This window comes from Streptomyces sp. bgisy159 (genome assembly GCF_965341775.1).
Lineage (GTDB): Bacteria > Actinomycetota > Actinomycetes > Streptomycetales > Streptomycetaceae > Streptomyces.
In genome coordinates, this window is record NZ_CBDQZH010000013.1 from 112190 (window position 1) to 134254 (window position 22065).

Sequence of the window (22065 nt, forward strand, 5' to 3'; positions counted from 1 at the left end):
GCCGCCGGTCGAGCGGGTCGCCGACCGCCCCCGTGCGGACCGCCGGCCCCGGTGTCCGGATCCTTGCGCACGCCGGGCCGCGCCCGCGCGCACAGGCAACCCACAGATCGTCCTCCGCATCCTCCGGGGCGTGCGGGGCTCCCGAGACCGACGGGCCGCCCGCGCACCTCGTGTGGAGAGGGGACGACCATTGATCCGTGCCCGGCGAATAGGTGTGACCGCCGTCGCGGCGCTCGCGGCGCTGGCGGCATCACCGGGGCTGGCACAGGCCCAGCAACCGCCCGGAAGCGCACCGCTGACCACGGTGTCCGGCACTGAACTGCCGCCAGGCTGGCAGATGTCCGGCGAACAGCTGATCTGGCGCTCGCCGTCGCCCGTGCCCATGGGCGACGCACGCGTGGAGTTCCACGCGAACGACCGGCTCCTCGGCGTCCCGGCGCCCGGCGAGGACGGCCGGACCTTCCGGCTCAGCCTGGACGACGCCGCCACCACCGACCTCCAGGACCTCGGAGACCTCCAAGTCATCGCTGCGGGGCGGCGGTTGGACACGCCCGACGGGCCGCCGCGGGACGCCCGCGGCGGCCGTCGCTCCCCCGCGGCCGCCCCACCGGCGGCGGGCGCCCGGAAGGCGCCCGCGGGCGCGGTGGACCCCGGTTCACCGGGCCCGTACGGCACGCAGCGCGCCGCGTACGACCTCGACCCGGTGCGGCTGCCCGGCTTCCCCGAGCCCGTGGAGATGCGCGCCGAGGTGGTGGCGCCGGCCGGGGCGGTCGGCAGGCGGCCGCTCGCACTGTTCCTGCACGGCCGCCACGCCACCTGCTACAAGCCGGGCACCGAGGACGACGTCACCGGCGACTGGCCCTGCGCCGACGGCTACCGGCCGATCCCCAGCCACAGGGGCTACCTGCGGGACCAGCAACTGCTGGCATCCCAGGGATATCTGACGGTGTCGATCTCCGCGAACGGCATCAACGGCCAGGACTGGCAGGCCGAGGACGGCGGCGCCCAGGCCCGCTCCTCGCTAGTGCGCCGGCACCTGGACCGCTGGGCCGACTGGTCCGCCCACCCGGCGAAGGCCCCGGCCGCCCTGCGCGGGCTCACCCGGGCCGATCTGCGCCGGGTTCTGCTGGTGGGCCACTCCAGAGGCGGCGAGGGCGTCAACCGGGCCGCGATGGACAGCCTCTACCCGCCGCCCGCCGACCAGGACGGCTACCGGGGCAGGGTGCGCTGGACGGTGCGCGGCACCGTCCTCATCGGACCGACGATCTTCGGCCAGAACCCGGTCGCCGACGTGCCCTCCACGACCATCCTGCCGGGGTGCGACGGCGATGTGTCCGACCTGCAGGGCGAGGTGTTCGTGGACGGCACGCGAGGGGTGAGCCGCGGCACCGCGCTGCACAGCGCGGTCTACGTGGTGGGCGCCAACCACAACTTCTTCAACACCGAGTGGACGCCGGGCCAGGCCGAGGCGCCCGCCACGGACGACTTCTGGAGCGACCCGGAGCAGCCGGACCCGGTCTGCTCGGCGAACGCGCCGACCCGGCTGACCGCCGACCAGCAGCACCGGGCGGGCGCCACCTACATCGCCGCCGCGGCGCGGCTGTTCGTCGCCGGTGACGACCGGGCGCGTCCGCTGCTCGACGGCACCGGACTGCGCGCGCCGTCCGCCGATCCCGCCCGGGTGCTCACGCACGCCGTGGGTGCGGCACGCGGCGCCGGGTTCCTGCCCGACGGTCCGGTGCGGGTGACCGGCGGCCGGCTCTGCGCGGCTGTCGACCCCGACCCCGCGGCCGCCTGCCTCGATCCGGAGGGCCAGGGCCGCTCGCCGCACTTCGCGCGCTGGGACACCGACCGGGAGACCGACCGCCGGGCCGTGGCGCTGGGGTGGTCGGCGCCCGGCGCCACCACCACCGTCCGCCCGCCCGAGCCGCTGTCGCTGGCCGGGTCCCACAGCCTCGCGCTGCGGGTCTTCGTGCCGCCGAACACCACCGGCACCCGGCTGGACGTGGCCGTCACCGACACCTCCGGACGCCGGGCCGCACTCGGCCGGATCACCGTCGACGGTCTGCCCGGCAGCGAGTCGACTGCCTCCTACTGGGCCCGGGAGCTGCGCGTCCCGCTCACCGCCGCCGCCCGCGCCGGACTCGACCTGCGGCACGTCCGCTCCCTCGAGCTGACGCCGCGCTCACCGTCGGGGCAGGCCTGGCTGATGGACGCCTGGGGCTGGCGCCCGGGTACCCCGTCGGTGCGGCCGACCGCTCTGTCACGCGTCGACGTCGGCCGTACGGTGGTCAAGGAGGGCGACGAGGGCGTGCGCACCTACCGGATGCCCGTCCGGGTGTCGGGTCGCGGCAGCGGCCAGGTCCGCGTCTACACCGTCGACCCGGTGACCGGTGAGACCCGGGACAAGCTGGTGACCGTCCGGCCCGGCGGCCAGGACATCGACGTGTCGGTGGAGGTGCGGGGCAACACCCGCTACTCCGAGGACGTCCGGCACGACATCCTCGTCAAGGCAGTGCGGGGCACCGTGGTGGGCTCCTACCGGGGTGGGGTCCTGGTCGAGAACGACGACGCGATGCCCACCGTGACGATCACGCCCGTGGCCGACCGGGTGACAGAGGGCCAGGCCCTCGCCTGGCGGTTGACGCTCTCGGAGGCCGCCGACACCGAGATCTGGAAGCTGTTCCGGACCCAGCCGGTCGCCGACGAGCTGTCCACCAAGGACGTGGACGCGAACTGGCTGCGGGAGCAGACCGGTTCGGAGCCCGACCCCGAGCGGCCGCTGTCCCAGGCGGACCTGTGGGTGGGGCTGTCCGTTCCCGCGGGCAGCACCGGCGTCGACTGGAGCGTGCCGACCGTCGTCGACGACGTGAGGGAGCGCGCCGAGTCGGTGCGGTTCGAGGAGATCAGCTGGGACGACGACGAACCCCGGCCCGGCGGCCTGGTGTTGACGGGCACGGTGCTGGACGCGTCGTAGTCCGTAGGTGCCGAGGGGGCCCGGGCCACGCGGTCCGGGCCCCTGTGCGCGTCAGCGCCGCGCGCTGCGCGGGCGTACCGGTGTCACAGGGTGACGCGGATACCGACGGTGCGGTCGGCGCCGCCGCGGAGCCGGCTGCCCAGCAGGGTGAGCCGACCCATGATGCCGTACTTGCGGGCGATGAGCTGCCGGTAGCGGCCGGCGGTGGCCGCGTCCACGACCTCGGCGGTGGCCGGGACCTGCTCGCCGGTCGGACGGCCGCGCATGTCGCAGGGGCCGACGAGGACGTCGCCGCGCGCCCGGATCCGGCGCACCTTCCAGGAGTCGGCCGCGGTCCACACCCCGAGGCCGTCCCCGTCGCGCACCACCCACACCGGCGTCGGGACGCCGGTGCCGTTCTTGCGGTAGCTGGTGATCAGCAGGTACTTGCCCGCGCTGAGCGCGTCCAGCGTCGTGTCGTCCATGGCGGGCAGTCTAGGCCGACGCCCCCGCGCCTGTCCGGGTCAACGGCGCCGGGTGGCCGAGGCGGTACGGCGGCGACGACGGGCGACCGCCTGCCGGCGGGCGTGGCCGTGGCGGATCCCGGCCCCGGAGGGGGCCGCTCAGCGCGCGGGGCTGCGGCCGTCCGGTGTACGGCCTCGCCGGGGACTGCCGCCGAGGTGGCCGGATCCAGCCGTGCGTGGCCGGCGCCGCCGCTGCCGGAGGGGAGCCCCTGGGCCGAGCGCGGCGGCCGGGCCGTCGGATATGTGCTGTGGAGATCAACTGCTGGGTCTAGATTGCTCGTTGACCTCTGATTCACCAGCATCCGCAGGAGCCCAGCCGTGACCGACACCTCGCCGTCCGCAGCCCACGCCGCCAAGCAGCTGCGCGACCGTATCAACACCACCCAGCCGCACACCGCCCGGATCTGGAACTACTGGCTGGGCGGCAAGGACAACTACGAGGTCGACCGGGCGGCCGGGGACCAGATCCGGCAGCTCCACCCGGGCATCGGCGACTACGCGCGCGAGGACCGGCTCTTCCTGGGCCGCGCCGTGCGCCACCTGGTGACCGAGGCGGGCATCCGCCAGTTCCTCGACATCGGCACCGGGCTGCCCACCGCCGACAACACGCACGAGGTCGCGCAGCGGCTCGCCCCGGAGTCGCGGATCGTCTACGTCGACAACGACCCGCTGGTCCTGGCGCACGCCCGCGCGCTGCTCACCAGCACGCCGGAGGGCCGCACCGACTACCTCGACGAGGATCTGCGCAACATCGACGTGATACTCGAACACGCCGCCGAGATACTGGACTTCAGCCGTCCGGTGGCGCTGATGCTGCTGGGCGTGGTCATCTTCGTCGGCGACGACGAGGACCCCTACGGCCTGGTGCGGGGGCTGGTCGACCGGCTGCCCTCGGGCAGCCACCTGGTGCTGTCCCACACGGTGACCAGCCCGTCGATGCCGGACGTGGACGAGGCCGTGAAGTTCTGGAACGAGCACGGCACGCCGAAGCTGACCCAGCGCACCCCGGAGGCCGTCGCCCGGTTCTTCGACGGGCTTCAGCTGCTGGAGCCGGGCGTGGTGTCCTGTTCCCGCTGGCGCCCCGAGGGCACCGACGGCACCGAGCCGGAGGAGGTCGCGATGTTCGGCGGGGTCGCGGTCAAGCGATGATCGCCGCCGCCTGAACGCGGCCGGGCCTCGGCCCGTATGGAATGTGGGCACTCGACGACCGGAGCGCCCCGCGGTGTCGAGGCCGCGCGTTCGGTGTTCGGGAGCCATGCATGAGGCACGTACGACGACGAATCGTCCGGCGGGTGACACGGCTGGCGGCCGTCGGCGGGCTCCTCCTGGGAGGGGCGATGGTCACACAGGCGGCGCTGGCGAGCGAGCCGGCGGACGGTTCGGCGCTCCCCCGGGGCGCGGCACGGACCTTCGCGGAGACCGGCGCGGAGCTGGTGGCCCGGCTCGGTGACTCCCGTACGGCGGGCAGCTGGGTCGGGGCCGACGGGCGGACGGTGGTCGCGGTGACCGACGAGCGGACGGCGGCGCAGGTGCGGCGCTCGGGCGCCGAGGCGAAGGTCGTCGGGCACAGCATGAACGAGCTCAGGTCGGCCACGGAGGCGCTGCGTTCGGCGCCCCGGGTGCCGGGGACCGCCTGGGCCATGGACTATCAGCACAACCGGGTGGTGGTGCGCGGCGACAGCACGGTGTCGGCGGCGGACTGGGCGCGGCTGACCCGGGTGGCGGACCGGGTGGGGAGCTTCGTGAGGATGGAGCGCTCCGAGGGGACCTTCTCGCCGCGTCTCAACGGCGCCCAGCCGATCCTGTCGACCGGCGGCCGCTGCTCGGCCGGGTTCAACGTCACCGACGGGCGGCGGGACTACATCCTGACCGCGGGGCACTGCGGGCCGCAGGGTTCGGTGTGGTTCGCGGACACCGGCGGCAACCGGCAGGTGGGGCGCACGGTCGCGGCGAGCTTTCCCGGCGGGGACTTCTCCCTGGTGGAGTACGCGGGCGGCACGGCGGGCGAGGGCGCCGACGTGGTCGCCATCGGCAGCGGCACGGGGGTGCGGATCACGGGCCTGGGCGACGCGTCGGTGGGGCAGCGGGTCTTCCGCAGCGGCAGTACCAGCGGGCTGCGCGACGGCCGGGTGACCGCGCTCAACGCGACGGTGAACTATCCGGAGGGCACGGTCACGGGGCTGATCGAGACCGACGTGTGCGCCGAACCGGGGGACAGCGGTGGACCGTTGTTCTCGGAGGGGATCGCACTCGGCGTGACGTCCGGCGGCAGTGGCGACTGCGCGTCGGGCGGCACGACGTTCTTCCAGCCGGTCACGACGGCGCTGAGCCAGTTGAAGGTGAAGCTGATCGTGTCCGCGGGAGGCGCGGGCGGCCAGGGGGCCGGCAGCCAGAACGCGCCGTCGGCGGCGGCTCCGCAGCCGTCGGCACCGGCGAGCGCGCCGGACGCGGTCTCCCCCGGGGCCTCGGCTCCGGTGACGGACGGCACGGCCGGGCGGACGCTGGCCGCGCGACTCACCGACCCGCGCAACCTCGGGCCGGGTCTGCTGGTGATCGCGGGCAGTCTGGTGGCGCTGGCCGCCACCCGCTACATCCGCACGGAGCAGGATCGCAGGGCGTACCAACGCCATTACTCGACGACGTGGGGCTGAGGAGGGATCCGAGGGATCCGGGGGTCGTGGCGAGGGGGTCGGCCTCGCGCGGTGAGGCGGTGGTCAGGCCGCCTTCGCCCGCTGCGGGGCCACGGCGGCCCACTCCATGACGAGCCGCTGGTATTCCTCACGCTGCTCGACGCTCAGTGTCCCGCCCGACCGGAGCCACAGGGCCCGGATCTCCTCGTTGACCTCCACGGCCGATCGCTCGGAAACGGATTCAACACTGGTGGACATGGTGTGAATCTTACGGGGTAGGAGGTGAAGGCCGTGTGAGTTAATACGTAATATTCCAGACATTTCGGACCGTGTTACTGATCACGCGCACCACCGTGCCCCTGCACCGAGAGGCCGGGGCGGTCGGACCGCCCCGGCCTGGCCGGCTCAGGGTGCTCAGGTGCCGGGCTTGCGCCCGTAGACGTAGACGTCGTCGCCGTTCCTGAGCAGCGACCAGTACTTCGCGGCCGCCGTCTTGGTCATGTTCACACAGCCGTGGGAGCCCGGCGGGTTCCACATGGACACGCCGACCGAGTGGAAGGCCTGCCCGCCGTCGAAGAACTGGCTGTACGGCATGGGCACGTGGTAGATCGTCGAGAAGTGGTTCTTGTTGCGCCAGTAGACCTTCTTCAGCCCGGTGCGGGTCTCGTACCCGTCACGGCCGGTGCGCACCGGCACCGGACCGTAGACGAGCCGGCTGCCGTCCTGGATCCAGCTGATCTGCAGGCTGAGGTTGACGCAGGCGATGCGGCCCTTGTTCGTGGGGCACTTGCGGTCCCGGTTGGGGTTCTTGCCCACGGCCTTCTGCTTGTTCATGAGATCCATAACGCCCCAGGTGACGGGTCCCGCGTAGCCGATGTTCGGGCTGATGCCGTGCTTGGTCTGGAAGGCCTGGACGGCCTTGCAGTCGGCGGTGGACTGCCGGCCGTCGACGGGACGGCCGAGGAACCTCTCCACCTGCTTCTGGTACGGCCCCGCCTTCGTGGTGCAGCTCGCGGCCTCGGCCGGCGCCGCCCCCAGCACCATGGTCAGCGGCGCGACCAGCCCCGCCACCCCGAGGGCGACCACCCCTCGTCTGCGTACGTCCCCCATGCTGCTCCCTCATTCCGGCGTGTCGTCCGCGATGTCGTATTCCTAGACAGCCGGACGGCGCCCAGGGTTGCCCCGGCCGCGAGCCGTGACGAAACGGTGAACTTCGCCGCCCGGCGACCGTCGCGGTGCCGTGACCGCTGTGCGAGGCCCGCGCCGGCCGACGCTGCGGATACCGTGCGTCCATGTCTGCCTTCATACAGCAACTGCCCGCACTCATCGGCGTCGTGATCGGCGCGCTCGGATCCTACCTGGCCGTCGTCCGGGGTGACCGGGCGCGGTTCCGGCGGGAGCGGGCGGCACACTGGGAGGAGCGGCGGCTCATGGTCTACAGCGACTACGCGCGGGCGGTGAAGAAGTCGGTGACGGTCGCCTACCGGGTCGCCGCCCACCTGGGCAGCGGCTCGCATCCGCATCCCCTGTCGCCCGCGGAGGCGGAGCCGCTGCTGGTGGCGGCGGCGGACGTCCGTGATCCGGCCGGGGAGGCGCTGATCATGCTGGGCAGCCGGGAGGTGGTGGAACGGGCGCGGGCGTGGGTGACCGTGGTGATGGAGATGGAGGGGTCCGTCCGCGCCGGCGAGCGCGACCGGGCCGCCTGGCAGGCCCTGCTGGACCGGCAGCGGGCCGGCCGCGAGGGCTACTACGCCGCCGTGCGGGAGGACCTCGCCCTGCCGCCGGGGCACTCGGCACGCTGGCCGGTGACCGGACGGCAGGGAGCCGGGGCCGGTGATGCTCAGCGGTAGCCGGTGGTGTCGGCCGGCTTGCCCGCGTCCTGGACCTCCACCAGGTAGCGCCAGGCGTCCGGCCGGCTGCCGTCGAGGTCGGTGAAGCCGTACACCCGGGCGAGCCCGCCACTGGAGAGGGACTGTCCGTTCCAGCGCGCCACGTCCGGGTCGGCGGCGAGGGCGGCGACCGCCCGGCCGACGTAGCGGGGCGACTCCGAGATGGCGAAGTGCGGGACCTGTTCCAGGGCGTCGCGCCAGGTGTCCTCGCGGACGCCGAACTGGTCCAGCATGATCTCCGAGCGCAGCCAGCCCGGGGTGAGCGCGACGGCGGTGGCGCCGCGCGGGCCGAGTTCCCGGCCGAGGGCGAAGCCCATGCGCAGCACTGCGGTCTTGGCCAGGTCGTAGAAGAAGCTGTTGCGGTAGGTGTCGCGGTTGTACTCGGCGGTGCCGTCGGTGACCTCGACGACGAGTCCGCCGGGCCGGCGCAGCATCAGCGGCAGCGCGTGGTGGCTGGTGATCGCGTGGGTGTCGACCGCCAGCCGCAGCAGTCTGAGCCCGTTGTCGAGGTCGTGCTCCCAGACGGGGGTGTCCCACGCGAAGAGGTGTTCGCCGCCCCAGATGTCGTTGACGAGGACGTCGAGTGCGCCCTGTTCCTCGTCGATGCGGGCGATCAGCGCGCGCACCTGGTCGGGTTCGAGGTGGTCGGTGGCTACGGCTACGCCCCGGCCGCCGGCCCGGGTCACCAGGTCGGCGGTGTCCTCGATGGTCTCGGGGCGGTCGTACTCCGAGCGACGCGTTCGGGTGGTGCGGCCGGTGACGTAGACGGTGGCGCCGGCCGCGCCCAGTTCCACGGCGATCCCGCGGCCCGCGCCGCGGGTCGCCCCGGCCACCAGTGCCACCTTGCCGTCGAGCGGTCCTGACATGTCCTGCTGCCTCCCGGTCCCTTGTCTGCGGTGTCCCCTCAGGGTGGCGTGGAAACCGGACACCTTCTGTCGCCGTTTCCGGAGGGACACCGGACGGGCGGACCGCTCAGTGCCCGCGCCGCTCCCACTCCGCCAGGTGGGGAGCCTCGGCGCCGATGGTGGTGGAGTCGCCGTGGCCGGTGAGCACCTTGGTGCCGGCCGGCAGGGTGAGCAGCCGGTCGCGGATCGAGGCGACGATCGTCGGGAAGTGCGAGTACGACCGTCCGGTGGCCCCGGGGCCGCCCCGGAAGAGGGTGTCGCCGGTGAAGACGACACCGAGCCCGGGGTCGTGGAGGCACACCGCGCCGGGAGCGTGGCCGGGGGTGTGCAGGACGGTCAGGTCGGCGCCGCCGGCCTCGATGACCTGACCGTCGACGAGGTGCCCGTCGGGCTCGCGGTGGGGGTGAGTGAGCCTCCACAGCGGCAGGTCGTCGGGGTGCAGCCAGATGGTGGCGCCGGTGAGTTCGGCCAGCGCGGGGGCGGCGTCGATGTGGTCGTTGTGGGCGTGGGTGCAGACGATGGCGGTCAGCCGGCGGTCGCCGACGGCCTCGGCGACGGCACGGGCGTCGTGGGCGGCGTCGATGACGATCGCCTCGTGGTCGTCTCCGACGATCCACACGTTGTTCTCGACGTCCCAGCTGCCGCCGTCGAGGGTGAACCGGCCTGAGGTGACGAGGCGTTCGACGCGGGCGCCCATCACAGCACCACCACCGAGCGCAGCACGTCGCCGTGGTGCATCCGCTCGAACGCCTGCTCCACCTGGTCCAGCCCGACGGTCTCGGTGACGAACGCGTCGAGCGGCAGGCGGCCCTGCAGGTGCAGGTCGATCAGCATGGGGAAGTCGCGGGAGGGCAGGCAGTCGCCGTACCAGGAGGATTTCAGCGCCCCGCCCCGGCCGAAGACGTCCAGCAGCGGCAGTTCCAGCTTCATCTCCGGCGTGGGCACGCCGACGAGGACGACCGTGCCGGCCAGGTCCCGGGCGTAGAACGCCTGCCGGTAGGTCTCGGGGCGGCCGACCGCCTCGATGACCACGTCGGCGCCGAAACCGCCGGTCAGTTCGCGGATCGCCTCGACGGGATCGGTCTGCTCGGCGTTGACGGTGTGGGTGGCGCCGAGGGTACGGGCGGTGTCGAGCTTGCGGTCGTCGAGGTCGACGGCGATGACGCGGGCGGCGCTGGCCAGGTGCGCTCCGGCGACGGCCGCGCCGCCGACGCCGCCGCAGCCGATGACGGCGACGGAGTCACCGCGGCCCACGCCGCCGGTGTTGATCGCGGCGCCGATGCCGGCCATGACTCCGCAGCCGAGCAGTCCGGCCACCGCCGGGGAGACCGCGGGGTCGACCTTGGTGCACTGGCCGGCGGCCACCAGGGTCTTCTCGGCGAACGCACCGATGCCGAGGGCGGGCGAGAGCTCGGTGCCGTCGGTGAGGGTCATCTTCCGGGCGGCGTTGTGCGTGGCGAAGCAGTACCAGGGGCGGCCGCGCAGACAGGCCCGGCAGTTCCCGCACACCGCACGCCAGTTGAGGACCACGAAGTCGCCGGGCGCCACGTCGGTGACGTTCTCGCCGACCGACTCGACGACGCCCGCCGCCTCGTGGCCGAGCAGGAAGGGGAAGTCGTCGTTGATGCCGCCCTGTTTGTAGTGCAGATCGGTGTGGCAGACGCCGCACGCCTGCACCCGCACCACGGCCTCGCCGGGTCCGGGGTCAGGTACGACGACGGTCTCCACCCGTACCGGTTCGTTCTTGCCCGGTGCGATCACGCCGCGCACTTCCTGCGCCATCAGGCTGCCCCTTCCGTCGCGGATTGCTGTCCCTGCGACGACCCTAGACGCCGCTGATCGCCGAGGGGACCATCACGGCCGTCCGCCTGCGGGGGCGGCCCGGGCCCTGGGCGTATCGCCCCGCGACCTCGTACGGACGGAGGAGCGGAGCGGCGTCGGACGCTGAGAGGGGCCGCCCGGCCGGACGGCCCCTGGGGCGGTGCGGGCGGCGGTCAGGCCTGGACGGCGGGGAGCAGCCCGGTGACGGGGGCGACCAGGTCGGTGACCTGGTGGAGCTCGTTGAGCCGGTTCAGCTCGTTCACCTTGTTCAGCTCGGCCAGCTGGCGGGACACGCGGGGCATGTCGTCCCGGTGCTCGGCGGGGATGTCGCTGACGGCGAGCGAGTCCAGCGTGGCGATCGGGTTGATCTGGCCGGTTTCCGGGGCGCCGGCCGCGTTCGCCATCGGCGCGCCGAGGCCCGTGGCCCCGACGGCGAGACAGGCGGCGGCGACGATGCGTCGAGTGGAGATCATGCCCTCAGCAACGCGCGGAGGCCTGCCGCGGACACGGCCGGGCCGCACCGCTCACCCGTGAGGCGCACAGGCGGCCCTGCGCTTGCCGACCCGGTCGGGGCGGAGGACGCTCGGAGGTGAGGGTCACGCGGCATGTCTCCGCTCGGTCCGCGGCCCTCTCAGGGAGGTCACCATGGGCACCGCGACGGGCTCCAGCTTCGACAGCGAGACGCTGCGCAGGGCTGTGGAGGGAAACACCGGCAACAACCTGCTGTCGCTGTACGCCGACGACGCGGAGCTGCGCATCGTCGACCGCAACAGCCAGCCGAGCCACCCCACAGTGCTGCACGGCCGGGGTGAGATCGCCCGGATGCTCGACGACGTGTACAGCCGCGACATGACGCACCGGATGGAGGGGTGTGTGGTCCAGGGCGACCGGGCCGCCTACAGCGAGTCGTGCGAGTACGCGGACGGCGTCCGGGTCCTGTCGGAGTCGATGATCACACTGCGGGACGGCAAGATCGCCCAGCAGATCATGATCCAGGCGTGGGACGAGGAGTAGCCGAACGAGGAGGGCCGGTCGTCCGGGCCCGGGTCGCCCGTCCGGCGATCCGGGCCTTCTCACGTGCCGCTATCCTGTTCGAGGCCGTGACTGGCGCTGAGGTGGAGCACCACCGGGGAGCGGCCGGACAGACATCCGATGCCGTGCGCCTGGGCGACAAGCTCGACCAGCTCAGGAGTGGATCATGTCTCAGGCCCGGCTCATGGACGGCACCGCGCTCGCCCGCCGCATCGTCGAGGAGACCGCGAAGAAGGCGGCCGACCTCACCGGCCGCACCGGTACGACGCCCTGTCTGGCGACCGTCCTGGTCGGCGAGGACCCCGCGTCCGTCACCTACGTGCGGATGAAGCAGAACCGCTGCCGCAAGGCCGGCATCGGCTCGCGGCACGTGGCGCTGCCCGCCGCCACGACCACCGAGGAACTGGTGGACACGCTGGGCGCGTTGTCCGACGACCCGACCGTGCACGGCATCCTGCTGCAGCACCCGGTGGGCGACCACATCGACGAGCGGGCCGCGTTCGAGGCGATCGCTCCGCACAAGGACGTCGACGGGGTGACCTTCGCGTCGTTCGCGGCGATGAGCTTCGGCCTGCCGGGCTTCGTGTCCTGCACCCCGGGCGGCATCATGCGGCTCCTCGACGAGTACGACGTCGACCCGGCCGGCAAGCGAGCGGTGGTCGTGGGCCGCAGCGCCATCCTCGGCAAGCCGGCGGGCATGCTGCTGCTGGCCCGGGACGCCACCGTGACGTACTGCCACTCCCGCACCCGGGACCTGTCGGCGGCGGTGCGCGAGGCGGACATCGTGGTCGCCGCCGTGGGCCGTCCCGGGCTGATCACGGGCCGCGACCTCAAGCCGGGCGCGGTCGTGCTCGACGCCGGATACAACCCGGGCAACGTCGGCGACGTCGACTTCGACTCGGCCGTCGAACGGGCCTCACTGATCACGCCGGTACCGGGCGGCGTCGGCCCGATGACCATCGCCGTGCTGCTGGAACAGACGGTGCAGGCGGCGGTCCGGCAGCTCGGGTGAGCCGGCGGGCTCCGGCGCGCGGGGTGCGCAGAGGTCGGAGTATGTCGGGCAGACCCGGGGGGCCGGCATCATCCCCGCCCCCCGACCGGCCTCACGCCGGGCCCGGATGCCACCGCCACGCCGCAGCCCGCTCCACACGTCCGTCCCGGCTGTCGCGGGTGGGGGACCGCCGTCTCGACGCACCGCCCCGGTGCGCGGGTGGATCTCCACCGGAGCCAGGGCGGTTCACCACCTCGCCGATTCTCTGCGTGGCGGTCCGACGGCGATACGGTCCGCGTGGCGGGCGCCGGCGACCTGCAGGATCGCGCCCCTTGTCCTGGCCGTGCTGCGGCACGACCCGCGCTTGGCGGCCGACGGCGACGACGTGTCCGTCACCAGCGTCCGGCGCCCGGGTGACGAGAACGGCGTCACTGGGCCGGGATCGGCTGGGTGAGGTTCACCGGATTACCGTCGGGGTCCTGGATGTGGGCGACGCGCTGTCCCCACGGCATGTCGTTGGGGCCACCGCTGACCGAGCCGCCCAAGGCTGTCACCCGGGCCAGCGTCTCATCGACGTCGTCGACACAGATGCTGAGCAGGATTCGCGACGACTCCCGGTCCCCGGGGTTCGCCTTGGCCACCAGCCCGAGGTCGGTGTCGCCGATGCGCAGGCCGAGGTAGAAGACCGGGCCTTCCTCCGGTACCCGGAAGATCTCCTCGGCGTCGAACAGTTGCGTGTAGAAGGCGAGCAGGACGTCGTGGTCGGCGGTCAGGATGACTGGCTGGATGGTGGACATGGCACCCCTGTCGAGAACGGTCGTATCGCCGGGTAGACCGTTCGAGGACGGTGAACTCATCGGCCACCGCGCTGCCGGAAGAACTGCACCCCGCACCGCCGAGACGGTTCAGCTTCGGTGACGACCGCTCGGCCGGCTGCTCGCTGCCGTGGCCTGAAGCGCCGGCGCAGGTCCTTGTGCAGGACCAGGTACGGCAGCCCGGCCCCGGCCGGTCGTTGAAGGCTCAAGTCGGCTCGCGGGGAGACTTGGACTGGTCGCGCTGCGCGATCCTCCACGACAGCCAAGCGCTCGAACCACTCGTGCGGGGCACCCCGCCCATCCGCCCCCGCCATGTCGGTCACGGATCGATTTTGTCGTGTCCGCAGTCTTGTGGCGGAGGGCACCCCTTCCTTACTTTCCAGTAAATCCGCGTGAACGCAGCCGTGTTCAGTGACGGAAGAGCCGTACCGCCTTGCCCCCACACACCATCGCCCGCAGAGGAGGGAGCCCGCATGCCTGCCTTCAGACCCAGGTACCTGCGCTCCGTAGCCGCCGCCCTCGTCCTGACCGCCGCCGTCCCCGCGACCTCGGCCGGCGCCGCGTCCGACTCCGGTGCCGGCTCCGCCGGCGGCCTGCGGGAGGTGATGTTCGTGGGCAACAACTGGGACGGCACCGCGGACGTCATCAAGTCCTCCGGTGACTTCGCCAGGATCGGGCGGATCGACGTCGTCCCCGACAAGGACGCGCGGATGGCGGAGATCAACGCCAACCCGATCCGGTGGATCTACTTCATGGCGATCCGCAACAGCGTCGGCGAGGGCCACGACCAGTTCGTCGACGACATGTACTCCACGCCGGACGGCACCTCGGTGGTGGTGTCCCGGCCCAGCTTCGCCGACGTGGTGTCGATCGACCTGGCCACCGGGGCGGTCAACTGGCGCTTCCCGGTGTCCGGTTACCGCTCCGACCACATGGCGGTCTCACCGGACGGCAAGCGCGTCGCGGTCTCCGCCTCCCTGTCGAACACCGTGCACGTGCTGGACATCGACACCGGCGCGGAGCTGGGCCGCTTCGCCACCGGCGACAAGCCCCACGAGAACATCTTCACCAGGGACGGCAAGTACATCTACAACATGTCGATCGGCGACGTGAACACGGCGACCGACGCCCCCTGGCTGGACTGGACGAAGGGCGACCGGCACATCACCGTCGTCGACGCCACCACCTACCAGCAGGTCAAGGTCATCGACATGCGCTCGCGCCTGGACGCCATCGGGCTCAAGGACTACTCGGACGCGGTGCGCCCGGCCGTGTTCTCCCCCGACGAGTCCAAGCTGTACTTCCAGGTGTCGTTCTTCAACGGCTTCTTCGAGTACGACCTCGCCACGGACCGGATCACCCGGACGAAGACGCTGCCGAAGAACCCGGCCACCGGTGACGACCGCACCACGTTCGTCAACGACTCCCGCCACCACGGGCTGTCGATGAGCCCCGACGGCGCCAAGCTGTGCGTGGCGGGCACCATGGACGACTACGCGACGGTGGTCGACCGGGCCACCCTCCAGGAGGGCCCGCTGGTGACCGCGGCCAAGCCGTACTGGGCCACGGTCAGCGGCGACGGGAAGAGCTGTGTGATCTCCGAGAGCGGCGCCGACCAGGTCACCGCCATCAGCTTCGCCACCGGGCGCAAGACGGTGTCCGTCCCGGTCGGCGACCACCCGCAGCGGGTGCGTGTCGGCCACGTGGCCGCCGACTGGACGAGCCCGTCGGCTAGCTGATCCGCGCGGCCCACGCCGTCAGCTCGGCGCGGGCCGCGGCCAGCAGGTCCGCGGTCGGAGCCGTCGCCCCGTTGGTCACCAGCGCGTAGTGGACCCCCGGTTCCGGCGCGGTGAGCAGCAGGCGGCGGCTTCCCGTGCCGCCGGGCTCGGGCGCCACCGCGACCGGTGCGGCCGGGGTGTAGGACGGCGGGGCGTACACCGTGCCCAGGTCGGAGACGACGGTCGTCGCCGAGGCGGGGAAGGACGCCGGGAGGTGCAGCTCGGTGGGCGCCGCGGTGCCGTCGGAGCGCCAGACCAGCACGCCGTACTGGCCGGAGCCGACCAGCCGGGCCACGCTCGGCAGGGAGCCCGGCACCGGGTTCCAGGTCAGGACCGTGGAACCGTCGCGGGAGCGGTCCTCGTAGGTGAAGGCCAGGGTGGTGCCGGCGGTGGCGCTCGGGTAGAGGCGGTCCAGCAGCCGGGCGTCCTGGCGGAGGGTCACCGCCCCGCTGTCGTCGAGGCGTACGGCGGAGAGGTCCTCGTCGTTCCAGGCGTCCGCGGCGGTCAGGACCTTGTCCGGGTTGCCGTTCATCGGCTCCTGGTGGCGGCCGTGGTAGATGTCCCACTGCCACTGCTGGCCGGACAGGACCGGACCCGAGGCGGCCGGGTCGGACCACCAGGCGGCGCCCTTCACGCGGGAGTCGAGGCCCTGGTACATGGCCTTCAGGACGGTGGGGGCCTTGCCCGCGACCGTACCGGAGAGCGGGTGCCCGAACTCGCTGACGACGGCCGCGGTCCCGGCCGCCGCCGCGCGGTCGCGGACGGCGCCGAGGTCACCGGCGTACTGGCCGTCGGAGGCGTTGCCCCACATCAGGATCCCGGAAATGGCCTTCTGGTCGTAGAAGTGGGTGTTCAGGACGTAGCGCGGGCCGAGCCGGCCGGCGTCGAGCAGGCCGCCCTCGTGCCGCTGGAAGGAGATGTTGGAGTTCCAGAAGAGGTTCGGCTCGGCCAGGACGGGCTTGTCCTGCCAGCCGGCCGCGTCCATGCGGGCACGGAAGGCGGTGTAGAAGGGCCAGAGCAGGTCGCGCTCCCACACCCGGCTGCTCTGGCCGGGGTCGTAGGTGCCCGCGAACGGCTCGTTGTACGGGTCGAAGCCGACGATGTGGGCGAACTGCCCTTCGGTCAGGTGCTCGCGGATGTACGTCATGGTCCGCTGGGCGGTGGTGAGGAAGGCGTCCCGGAGGCCGTGCCGGTTGTGCCAGAAGTCGTACTGGGCGGCCTTCACGGCACCGTTCTGGGTGATGTTCTGGCCCCAGAAGAAGCAGATGCCGCAGGATTCGTCCGGGTAGCCGCCCAGGTCGACCGCCCATCGGGGAGCGCCGTCGCCCGTGTACCAGCTGTCCGGGTCGAACAGGTGACGGGAGTACAGGTCCTGGTGGAAATCGGGGTAGACCCGGAGACCGGCGTCGAGGAAGGCGCGCATCTGGTCGGTGGCGGCGGCCAGGTAGGCGGTGTCGACCCGGCCCCGCACCGGTTCGGCGTAGGCCCAGGAGAGCAGGAAGCGCACCGAGTTGCCGCCGCCGAGGGCGCGCAGCGCCCTGGCCGACGTGCGGGCGTCGGTGACGGAGGCGAAGGGCAGGCCGCCGTTCTCGGCCAGCTTGGCCTCGCCGGAGACGTCGTAGCCGCGCAGCACGACCTCGCGGCCGGTGGCGTCGGTGAAGCGGCCGTTCGACACGGTGAGCGCCGTGCCGTCGAACCAGAGGGAGTCGGGTGGGGTGGCGGCGGTGGCGGGCGGGGAGCCCGCCACCGTCAGGAATCCGCTGAGGACGACCAGAACAACGAGCAGACGGGCTCGAGTATGCGGCATGTCCCCCACCGTCCGGCGAGGTGCGTACCACGTCAATAGCTTCTGACCCATCAGTAAGTTGACTGATGGTCAGATAGACCGTGGTGTGATGCCGGCGGACGGGGCGGGCGCTGCTTCAGCGCGGCGGGAGCCGGTGCAGGGTCACGTCGGCGAGACGGCCGCCGGCCAGCTCCGCGGTCATGTAGGTGCAGTGGGGCTGCCGGCGCCGGTCGGTCGGCGACCCCGGGTTCAGCAGGCGCAGGCCCGTCGACGTGGTGGTGTCCCACGGGATGTGGCTGTGCCCGAAGACCAGGACGTCCAGGTCGGGGAAGCGGGCCGCGCAGCGCTCCTCGCGGCCCCGGGCGGGTCCGGTCTCGTGCACGACACCGAGGCGCAGGCCGGCCAGCTCGGCGTGCGCCACCTCCGGGAGCCGGGCCCGCAGCTCGGGCCCGTCGTTGTTGCCGTACACCGCGACGAGCCGTCGGCAGCGCCGCTCCAGCAGGTCGAGGGTGGCCGTGTCGACCCAGTCCCCGGCATGCACCACGACATCCGCCTGCGGGAGTTCGGCCGGCAGCGGCGCGGGCAGCTCCCGGGCGCGCCGGGGCAGGTGGGTGTCGGACATCAGCAGCAGACGTACCACGCGGGTCTCCCTCCTTCCGTCAGCGGTGCCGCTTCAGCGGCTCCCACCAGTCCCGGCGGTCCCGGTACCAGGCCACGGTGTCGGCGAGGCCGGTCGCGAAGTCGCGGCGCGGGCGGTAGCCCAGTTCCGTGCGGGCCTTGGTCCAGTCGAGGCTGTAGCGCCGGTCGTGGCCCTTGCGGTCGGCGACGTGGGCCACCCGGTCCCAGCCGGCTCCGCAGGCCTCAAGGAGCAGACCGGTCAGTTCCTTGTTGGTGAGTTCGGTGCCGCCGCCCAGGTGGTAGACCTCGCCCGGGCGGCCGCGGGTGCGGACCAGGTCGACGCCCCGGCAGTGGTCGTCGACGTGGAGCCAGTCGCGGACGTTGCCGCCGTCGCCGTAGAGCGGGACCCGTTCCCCGTCGAGGAGGTTGGTCACGAACAGCGGGACCAGCTTCTCGGGGAACTGGCGCGGGCCGTAGTTGTTGGAGCAGCGGGTGATCCGCACGTCGAGGCCGTGGGTGCGGTGGTAGGACAGGGCGATCAGGTCGGCCGACGCCTTCGACGCGGCGTACGGGGACGTCGGCCGCAGCGGCTGGTCCTCGGTCCAGGAGCCGTGCGGCGTGGATCCGTAGACCTCGTCGGTGGAGACCTGCACGAACGGGCCGGTGCCGTGCCGCAGCGCGGCGTCCAGCAGTGTCTGCGTACCGAGCACGTTGGTGCGCACGAAGGCGGCGGAGCCCTCGATCGAGCGGTCCACGTGGGACTCGGCGGCGAAGTGGACGACCTGGTCGGCGTCGGCGGTCAGCCTGCCGACGAGGCCGGCGTCACAGATGTCGCCGTGCACGAAGTCCAGCCGCGGATGGCCGGCCGGCAGGTTGGCCGGGGAGCCCGCGTAGGTCAGGGCGTCCAGCACGGTGACGTCCGCGACGTCCGCGGCGAGCAGGTGGCGGACGTAGGCGGAGCCGATGAAGCCGGCGCCTCCGGTGACGAGAAGGTTCATGGCCTGATCTCTACCTCGCCGGGGGCGCCGCGGGCCAGTGGGGGCCGGGATCAGTCCTCACCGCGGACGATGGTGCCCTCCACGCCCCGTCGCGTCCCCTGAGCCGGGTCCGGGCCGATCACGGCGGGTATCCAGGTGCGCAGCGCCCGGTCGGCGCGGCGCAGACGACGGGCGCGTGCCCAGCCGGTCTCGGGCCGGCGGGCGGCGGCGGGCTTCTCCTCGGCGTGCGCGGTCACGACGTTCATCACCTTCCTGCGGTGCGAGCGGCACCGTTCTCCGTGCGTGTCAGCGGACACCCGGCCCGCCGCTGCCGAAGGAGCCCCCGGTGCCGTCCTCCCAGCGCGGCCGGCGCTGTTCGCGGCTGTCCCGGCCCCCGGTGGGCCGCAGCTCGTGCGGCGTCAGCCGGATGTCGTCGGCGGGATCCGGCATCTCGTTGGGCTCCCGGGTACTGCGGGTCTCGTAGACCGGTCCGTTCGCGGGCGGCCGGGGCTGCTCGGCCGCCCCGGGCGGGGTGGGTTCGCGCCGACGCACGCCGATGCCGAGCCGTACGGCCCAGATCAGCGCGCCGGTGACGATGACGCCCGCGACCAGAACGGCGACCAGGCCCAGCGCATTGCCCGCGTCGGCGGCTTCGGTGACCGTAATGTCCATGTGGGCCCGGGTACCCACCGCTCGCCGGGCGATGCGCCCCCGCCCCGCGCTTCCCGCGCGTCCCCCTCACCGCCCGAGCACCACCTCGGACCACACCTGCTTGCCGCCGCTCACCGGCAGTGTGCCCCAGGCCTCGGACATGGCCTCCACCAGGAGGATGCCGCGCCCGCCGGTGGCCTCCCAGCCGAGGCTGGTGGGTTTGACGGGCGTGCGCGGTGAGGCGTCGGTGACGACGACGCGCAGCCGGTGGTTGATCAGCGTGAGGTCGAGGCGGACCCGGCCGTCGGTGTGCACGAGGGCGTTGGTGACCAGTTCGGAGACGACGAGCAGCGGGACGTCCATGGCGTCCCGGGGCACACCCCAGGCGCGCAGGGCGCGCCGGGTGAAGCGGCGGGCGTGACCGGCGGCCTCGGGGACCCGCCACACCGTCCAGCCCTCGCGCAGCGGCCGGACGGCCATGCCGTCGTAGCGCATCAGCAGCAGCGCCACGTCGTCGCCGCGGTGGGCGCCGCCGAGCAGCGCGTCGGCGACCAGACCGAGGTGGGCGGGGTCGGAGACGGCGAGTTCCGAGGCGAGCCGGTCCAGGCCGGCGTCGATGTCGGAGTCGGCGGACTCCACCAGCCCGTCGGTAGTCAGCGCCACCACGGTGCCGGGCAGCAGCCGCAGCGGGGTCATCGGGAAGTCGGCCTGGGTCAGCACGCCGAGCGGCGGCCCGCCTTCACCTTCGACGATGTCGGTGACGCCGTCCGGGTGACGCAGCACGGGCGGCGGGTGCCCGGCTCGCACGCACCAGGCGGTGCCCGCCTCCATGTCGAGGTCGACGTAGCAGCAGGTGACGAAGAGGTCGGTCTCCAGCTCCATCAGCAGCCGGTTGGCGTGGGAGACGACGACGTCCGCCGGGTGGCCCTCGGCGGCGTAGGCGCGCAGCGCGGTGCGCATCTGGCCCATGAGGGTGGCGGCGGCGGTGCTGTGGCCCTGCACGTCGCCGATGACCAGGGCGACGTGGTTGTCCGGCAGCGGGATCACGTCGTACCAGTCGCCGCCCACCTCCAGGCCCGCGGTGGCCGGGAGGTAGCGGGCGACGGCGACGCCGCCGGGGAGCTTGGGCAGGCGGCGCGGGAGGAGCTGGCGCTGGAGCATGCCGACGAGTTCGTGCTCGGCGTCGAAGGCGTGGGCCCGCATCAGGGCCTGGCCGACCAGGCCGGCGGAGGCGGTCAGCAGGGCGCGCTCGTCGGCGCCGAAGTCGTGCGGGGTGTCCCAGCCGATGAGGCAGGCGCCGGCCATGCGGCCCGCGGCGGGCAGGGGCAGGACGGCGAGGCCGCCGGGGCCGACCTCGGCGAGGGCGGGTTCCAGGGGGGTGCCGGCGGGCCAGATCCGCGCCCGGCCCTCGCGCAGCGCCGCGGCGAGGGTGGGCATGGCCCGCACCGGCGCGTCGGGCCATTCGGTGCGCCACTCCAGTCGCCACAGCTCGGGCCAGGAATCCGGTTCCGGCGGGTCGAGGACGGTGACGACGAGGCGGTCCCCCTCCAGTTCGGCGAGGGCCATCCGGTCGGCGTGCAGCGGTCGGCGCAGGGCGGCGACGACGGCCTGGCTGACGTCGCGGACGGTGCCGGCGGTGGCGAGGGCCGCGGCCAGACGCTGGACGCGGGCGACGTCGGTGACCTCGGGCCGCAGCGTGGACACGTCGGCGACGGTGCCGACCAGGCGGGCCGGGCGGCCCTCGCCGCCGGGCAGCAGATGGCCGCGCAGCCGCAGCCAGCGGGGCGGTCCGGCGGGCTGCAGGACCCGGAACTCCAGCTCCCGTTCGCCGATGGTCATGTGGTCGGCCTCCACGACCGACATCAGCGCGGGCAGGTCCTCGGGAACGGTCAGGCCGAGCAGGGTCTCCACGCGGCCGTCGAACTCGTCGCGGGTCACCCCGAACAGCTCCAGGATCTCGTCGCCCACGTCGGCCCGCCCGGTGTCCATCGCGAGGGTGAAGGAGTCCGCGCGGGGCACGCCGACCTCGTGGGGCACGGGTGGGCCGGGGGGCCGGGTGACCGCCTCGGCGACGAGTTCCAGGCAGGTTCGGCCGTCCGGGTCGAAGCCGTCGGGGCGCTCGGTGACGGCCAGCAGGCAGCCGCCGGTCTCGTCGGGCACCGGCAGGGCCGCGACATGGACGTCGCCGGACGGCATGCGCCGCGACTCGGCGCGGTCGGCCAGCTCCTCCGGCCCCAGCCACACCGGCCTTCCCCCGCGCTGCGCCTCGGCGGCCGGGGAACCGCCGTCCAGGGTGTAGCTCTCCCGCAGCCCGTAGACGGTGCGGGGCACGCCGGCCGACTCCGCCAGGCTGAGCATGTCACTGTTCTCCACGGCGACGTACACGCCGGCGAAGGAGGCGCCCGCGAAGACCAGGGCCTGTTCCAGCACCCGCCGAGTCCGCTCGGGCGAGAGGGGTCCTTCCGTGATCGCCCTGAGGGCGGCCTCGACGCGGGGCGTCCTCGTCCCGCGTCCTGTCGCACCCTGACTGACCACGTCCGCAATTACAGCGCGTATGGGGCGTGCGCGCAGCCCCTGGGACCGTTCGGTGCAGCCGCGTGCGCGCACCCGGCTGCCGCCGTGGGCCCGTTCGACGGCAGCCTGGCATATGCCCAGGTCTGTCGGGGTACCCGGGCGTTCCGGCATCGGTCGG

General features: G+C 73.2%; 21 protein-coding genes and 1 riboswitch. Of the genes, 7 read left to right on the plus strand and 14 right to left on the minus strand.

Going from position 1 to position 22065, the window contains the following annotated elements; translation table 11 throughout:
* Positions 1–190 precede the first annotated feature (190 nt).
* The gene (locus ACSLTV_RS15585) at positions 191–2977 is read left to right on the plus strand and encodes a hypothetical protein (protein ID WP_435612332.1); all 2787 of its coding nucleotides are present in this window, start codon (positions 191–193) and stop codon (positions 2975–2977) included.
* A gap of 83 nt (positions 2978–3060) precedes the next feature.
* On the opposite strand, the gene ACSLTV_RS15590 is transcribed toward ACSLTV_RS15585, so the two are convergent.
* Positions 3061–3441: a PPOX class F420-dependent oxidoreductase gene (locus ACSLTV_RS15590; protein WP_432136443.1), complete on the minus strand. Its 381-nt coding sequence runs from the start codon at positions 3439–3441 to the stop codon at positions 3061–3063.
* A 357-nt stretch (positions 3442–3798) separates the two neighbouring features.
* Here ACSLTV_RS15590 and ACSLTV_RS15595 point away from each other — a divergent pair, with 357 nt between their 5' ends.
* Together ACSLTV_RS15595 and ACSLTV_RS15600 are read left to right on the plus strand one after the other, a co-directional pair.
* Positions 3799–4629, plus strand: a complete 831-nt coding sequence (locus tag ACSLTV_RS15595; protein WP_432155229.1) for an SAM-dependent methyltransferase — start codon at positions 3799–3801, stop codon at positions 4627–4629.
* A gap of 110 nt (positions 4630–4739) precedes the next feature.
* Entirely contained in the window at positions 4740–6131 is a 1392-nt protein-coding gene (locus ACSLTV_RS15600; protein WP_432136441.1) for a S1 family peptidase, read from the plus strand.
* A 63-nt stretch (positions 6132–6194) separates the two neighbouring features.
* On the opposite strand, the gene ACSLTV_RS15605 is transcribed toward ACSLTV_RS15600, so the two are convergent.
* The gene (locus tag ACSLTV_RS15605; protein WP_432136440.1) at positions 6195–6368 is read right to left on the minus strand and encodes a hypothetical protein; all 174 of its coding nucleotides are present in this window, start codon (positions 6366–6368) and stop codon (positions 6195–6197) included.
* Positions 6369–6524: 156 nt separating this feature from the next.
* The gene (locus ACSLTV_RS15610) at positions 6525–7220 is read right to left on the minus strand and encodes a L,D-transpeptidase family protein (protein WP_432136439.1); all 696 of its coding nucleotides are present in this window, start codon (positions 7218–7220) and stop codon (positions 6525–6527) included.
* A 182-nt stretch (positions 7221–7402) separates the two neighbouring features.
* On the opposite strand from ACSLTV_RS15610, the gene ACSLTV_RS15615 reads away from it, so the two are divergent.
* Positions 7403–7960, plus strand: a complete 558-nt coding sequence (locus tag ACSLTV_RS15615) for a hypothetical protein (RefSeq protein ID WP_432136438.1) — start codon at positions 7403–7405, stop codon at positions 7958–7960.
* On the opposite strand, the gene ACSLTV_RS15620 is transcribed toward ACSLTV_RS15615, so the two are convergent.
* The 4 genes from ACSLTV_RS15620 to ACSLTV_RS15635 form a co-directional block, all read right to left on the minus strand.
* Positions 7951–8865, minus strand: a complete 915-nt coding sequence (locus ACSLTV_RS15620) for an SDR family oxidoreductase (RefSeq protein WP_435612333.1) — start codon at positions 8863–8865, stop codon at positions 7951–7953. The two genes, ACSLTV_RS15615 and ACSLTV_RS15620, sit on opposite strands and share 10 nt — an antisense overlap.
* 106 nt (positions 8866–8971) lie before the next feature.
* Entirely contained in the window at positions 8972–9601 is a 630-nt protein-coding gene (locus tag ACSLTV_RS15625; RefSeq protein WP_432136436.1) for an MBL fold metallo-hydrolase, read from the minus strand.
* Positions 9601–10686 (minus strand): S-(hydroxymethyl)mycothiol dehydrogenase, encoded by a 1086-nt coding sequence (locus tag ACSLTV_RS15630; protein ID WP_435612334.1) that lies wholly within the window; start codon positions 10684–10686, stop codon positions 9601–9603. The genes ACSLTV_RS15625 and ACSLTV_RS15630 overlap by 1 nt, the downstream gene beginning before the upstream one ends.
* A gap of 212 nt (positions 10687–10898) precedes the next feature.
* A complete protein-coding gene (locus tag ACSLTV_RS15635) occupies positions 10899–11198 on the minus strand; it encodes a hypothetical protein (protein WP_432155231.1) in 300 nt (99 codons plus the stop codon).
* A 172-nt stretch (positions 11199–11370) separates the two neighbouring features.
* Here ACSLTV_RS15635 and ACSLTV_RS15640 point away from each other — a divergent pair, with 172 nt between their 5' ends.
* Together ACSLTV_RS15640 and ACSLTV_RS15645 are read left to right on the plus strand one after the other, a co-directional pair.
* Positions 11371–11739 carry a nuclear transport factor 2 family protein gene (locus tag ACSLTV_RS15640; protein ID WP_432136433.1) on the plus strand — a complete coding sequence of 123 codons (369 nt, stop codon included), beginning with the start codon at positions 11371–11373 and terminating at the stop codon, positions 11737–11739.
* A gap of 76 nt (positions 11740–11815) precedes the next feature.
* A riboswitch (ZMP/ZTP riboswitch) is annotated at positions 11816–11901 on the plus strand.
* A gap of 22 nt (positions 11902–11923) precedes the next feature.
* Positions 11924–12769, plus strand: coding sequence for a bifunctional 5,10-methylenetetrahydrofolate dehydrogenase/5,10-methenyltetrahydrofolate cyclohydrolase (locus ACSLTV_RS15645; RefSeq protein ID WP_432136432.1), 846 nt, complete (start codon positions 11924–11926; stop codon positions 12767–12769).
* A 407-nt stretch (positions 12770–13176) separates the two neighbouring features.
* Here ACSLTV_RS15645 and ACSLTV_RS15650 read toward each other — a convergent pair whose 3' ends face one another.
* Positions 13177–13545, minus strand: a complete 369-nt coding sequence (locus ACSLTV_RS15650; protein ID WP_432136431.1) for a VOC family protein — start codon at positions 13543–13545, stop codon at positions 13177–13179.
* Positions 13546–14036: 491 nt separating this feature from the next.
* Between ACSLTV_RS15650 and ACSLTV_RS15655 the strand changes: the two genes are divergently transcribed.
* Positions 14037–15302 carry a YncE family protein gene (locus ACSLTV_RS15655; protein ID WP_435612335.1) on the plus strand — a complete coding sequence of 422 codons (1266 nt, stop codon included), beginning with the start codon at positions 14037–14039 and terminating at the stop codon, positions 15300–15302.
* Here ACSLTV_RS15655 and ACSLTV_RS15660 read toward each other — a convergent pair.
* From ACSLTV_RS15660 to ACSLTV_RS15685, 6 genes are all read right to left on the minus strand, one after another.
* Positions 15295–17148 carry an endoglycosylceramidase gene (locus ACSLTV_RS15660; RefSeq protein ID WP_435612336.1) on the minus strand — a complete coding sequence of 618 codons (1854 nt, stop codon included), beginning with the start codon at positions 17146–17148 and terminating at the stop codon, positions 15295–15297. The two genes, ACSLTV_RS15655 and ACSLTV_RS15660, sit on opposite strands and share 8 nt — an antisense overlap.
* Positions 17149–17263: 115 nt before the next feature.
* Complete coding sequence (locus ACSLTV_RS15665) at positions 17264–17749, minus strand: metallophosphoesterase family protein (RefSeq protein ID WP_435612352.1); 486 nt, start codon at positions 17747–17749, stop codon at positions 17264–17266.
* A 37-nt stretch (positions 17750–17786) separates the two neighbouring features.
* The gene (gene rfbB / locus ACSLTV_RS15670) at positions 17787–18743 is read right to left on the minus strand and encodes a dTDP-glucose 4,6-dehydratase (protein ID WP_435612337.1); all 957 of its coding nucleotides are present in this window, start codon (positions 18741–18743) and stop codon (positions 17787–17789) included.
* Positions 18744–18793: 50 nt separating this feature from the next.
* Complete coding sequence (locus ACSLTV_RS15675) at positions 18794–18988, minus strand: hypothetical protein (RefSeq protein WP_435612338.1); 195 nt, start codon at positions 18986–18988, stop codon at positions 18794–18796.
* Positions 18989–19028: 40 nt separating this feature from the next.
* Complete coding sequence (locus ACSLTV_RS15680; RefSeq protein ID WP_432136426.1) at positions 19029–19394, minus strand: DUF6479 family protein; 366 nt, start codon at positions 19392–19394, stop codon at positions 19029–19031.
* 66 nt (positions 19395–19460) lie between these two features.
* The gene (locus ACSLTV_RS15685) at positions 19461–21908 is read right to left on the minus strand and encodes a SpoIIE family protein phosphatase (RefSeq protein WP_432136425.1); all 2448 of its coding nucleotides are present in this window, start codon (positions 21906–21908) and stop codon (positions 19461–19463) included.
* Positions 21909–22065: the final 157 nt, after the last annotated feature.